This is a genomic window from Streptococcus sp. 2741, assembly GCF_013276315.1.
Classification (GTDB): domain Bacteria; phylum Bacillota; class Bacilli; order Lactobacillales; family Streptococcaceae; genus Streptococcus; species Streptococcus pseudopneumoniae.
In genome coordinates this window covers 1-2,451 of sequence record NZ_VMKU01000162.1, presented here as the reverse complement: position 1 = coordinate 2,451, position 2,451 = coordinate 1, and the positions used below count along the sequence as shown (strand labels likewise).

5 protein-coding genes are annotated in these 2,451 nt (G+C 40.8%); 2 read left to right on the top strand and 3 right to left on the bottom strand.

Annotation, left to right across the window (positions count from 1 at the left end; translation table 11 throughout):
• Nucleotides 1–233 precede the first annotated feature (233 nt).
• The gene (locus tag HT671_RS11215) at nucleotides 234–383 is read left to right on the top strand and encodes a hypothetical protein (protein WP_001030863.1); all 150 of its coding nucleotides are present in this window, start codon (nucleotides 234–236) and stop codon (nucleotides 381–383) included.
• A 141-nt stretch (nucleotides 384–524) separates the two neighbouring features.
• On the top strand, nucleotides 525–704 hold the full coding sequence (locus tag HT671_RS11210) for a hypothetical protein (RefSeq protein WP_001233346.1): 180 nt from the start codon (nucleotides 525–527) through the stop codon (nucleotides 702–704).
• A 205-nt stretch (nucleotides 705–909) separates the two neighbouring features.
• On the opposite strand, the gene HT671_RS11205 is transcribed toward HT671_RS11210, so the two are convergent.
• The 3 genes from HT671_RS11205 to HT671_RS11445 form a co-directional block, all read right to left on the bottom strand.
• Nucleotides 910–1,866, bottom strand: coding sequence for an N-acetylmuramoyl-L-alanine amidase family protein (locus tag HT671_RS11205; RefSeq protein WP_172923169.1), 957 nt, complete (start codon nucleotides 1,864–1,866; stop codon nucleotides 910–912).
• 2 nt (nucleotides 1,867–1,868) lie between these two features.
• Nucleotides 1,869–2,198 carry a phage holin gene (locus HT671_RS11200; protein ID WP_119919694.1) on the bottom strand — a complete coding sequence of 110 codons (330 nt, stop codon included), beginning with the start codon at nucleotides 2,196–2,198 and terminating at the stop codon, nucleotides 1,869–1,871.
• Nucleotides 2,199–2,212: 14 nt separating this feature from the next.
• On the bottom strand, nucleotides 2,213–2,451 hold a 239-nt coding region (locus HT671_RS11445; RefSeq protein ID WP_205380471.1), incomplete at its 5' end, for a hypothetical protein.

The following is a 2,451-nucleotide window of genomic DNA, read 5'->3' as shown; positions in this document are numbered from 1 at the left end:
TTCATCGGCTTTTACAAATACCTTTACATCGTTTTACTATATCTTACAATACCTTTTAAAACAGCTATATTTTGAGCTTTTAAATAAATGTTTTTACATCATTTTACAGAGGTTTACGACACTTTTGCCCCTTTTTTGCCCCCTGTTTTTTTTAAAAAACTTCATCAAAACTCTTGACTTTCTCGGTATACCGTGATATAATATAATCAAGATAAGGAAAGGGGGTGATGAAATTGAACAAAGAAGATTGGCTTAGGTTACTTGAAAAGGCAATAGACAATATTCCTGAAACGGTAACTGCTATCGCAAGTCTAGTGACCGCAATAACGGTCGCAAGGCAAAACAAAAAGCGTAAACCGAAATCCCGTCAAAGAAAAAGGTAAACGCTAAGAGGTTGGGGCGAAAGCCCCTCACACCTCTATTTTATCAAATGAAAAGAGGAAATGCAATGGTCAGCGCAATAGCTATTTTTATAATTGCAATCAATGTATATATTTATCTAAAAAACAAAAAGGACAAATAAGATGAGAAAAGTTATTCAAGAATTGCTAGACAGTTCGATGTCTACATCTACTATTTCGCAAGGTGCTGGAGTTCCATGGACTACTGTTTCTGATCTCAGAAAAGGAAAAACAAGCATGGACAAAATGGCACTTCTCACAGCGGAAAAACTTTATGAATTTGCTACAACTGATAAGCAGTGATTTCGGTCACTGTTTTTTATTTTTAACAAAACACCGTTTTTGACAATAATACACCACGATTTTCTCTCCATATTCTTCATGTAAACGCTTTTTTGAACAATAGGATTGTGATTTTGCTTTCTAATCGTTCAAAATGTGTGTTTTTGTAAAATAAAAAAACCGCAAGCCTGAGCCTGCGGTTGGTGTAATCTATTTTGAAGCCTTTCTATTTAGTCGTAATCAAACCGTCAGGCTCAATTTCAAACTCTGGCTTGTCTGCCATTGTTCCGTCTGGTTTGAGGTAGTACCAGCCTGTTCCGTCTGCGGACTGGACGAAGGCGTTTGATACCATGGCACCTTCTTTACCGTCAAGATAATACCAAGTCTCCTTGTACTTGACCCATCCTGTCTTCATAGCACCCTCTACGTCGAAATAATACCACTTGTCAGCGATTTTCTTCCAGCCTGTAGCCATTTCACCTGACTGGTCAAACCAGTACCAATTACCATCTGTGTGCTTCTTCCAGCGGTTCGCAAGCATGTAGCCTGAGCCGTCGAAGTAATACCAGGTGCCGTTGACCTTCTCAAACTTGTCTTTTGGATAAGAGCCGTCTGAGTGTACATACCAATAGCCTGTATCGTTCTTCTTCCAACCTGTTTCAATTGTCAAGCCACTTTCAATATCCTGCTTGAACTGTTCACGGCTAATGCCCCATTTGGCTAGATATGGATACGGGTCAACGTGGTCTGAATGATTGTCTGGTTGGTTATTGGTACAGTATTCATGTGTTTTGATACCTTCCAAACTGCTTGTATCAAGCGTTTTCGGCAAACCTGCTTCGTCTGCTAGATTGCGTAAGAGTTCGATATAAAGGCGGTAGTCTGTCATGAATTCTTCTTTAGTTGAATGGCTTTCAATCAATTCAACTGCCGCATAGCTTTCCGCATTCCAACCGCCCCCAACGTCCCAGGCACCATTATTTACAGGACCGACCTGCATGACACGGCCGTTACCAACGACATGAGAGAAGAAACCAAGCTCAGGGTTCTTTCTGTAGTGGTAGTCTGCCTCATTTTGAGCGGTTGAGTTGCGGTTGCCTGTTGAGTGGGCATGTACTTGTCGGTAAGGCTGTACCCCAACCTGGGGCAAGCCTGTACGTAGTCTGCTTGTATCGATATCCATCCCTACTCCCTCCAAGCGTCGTTCATCTGCTTCACTGCGGACTCCACAAAGGTATCCAAGTCCTTATCGGTCATGCTGATCTTATATTTGGTCAGCTCTGCACGGATTTTAGCACGAGCTTGTTCAAGCTTTTCATCACCTTTAAAACCTGTCTCTTGAGCTACCTGCTCCACGGCATGAACTGCGTTCTTGGCTAGGATTTCAGCGATAATCACCGCTTTCTCTCCGCCTTTTCGCAAAAGATAATCTTTTACTGTTTTTACCATGCTGCCTGCGACTACCGCTAAAAAGCCTGTCGCAAAAGCGATAATAAATTCATTAAATTGTGTCATGTGTTGTTTCCTTTCTATTCTCTATAAAACTTAACATTAACGGTACCTATATACTCCCTTAAGTTTGTACCAGTTAGATATATGACTCCTCGGTTATACATATCAGCCTGAATTCTTATTAATCTGCTATTATTGAGTTGTACATATCGTATAGCAGCAACCTTAATATCATTACCTTTAATATCAATATTGTACCCACCCCAGTACTGCCACATTCTTGTGTTTAACACTTCCAATAATAATGACGGTCCAC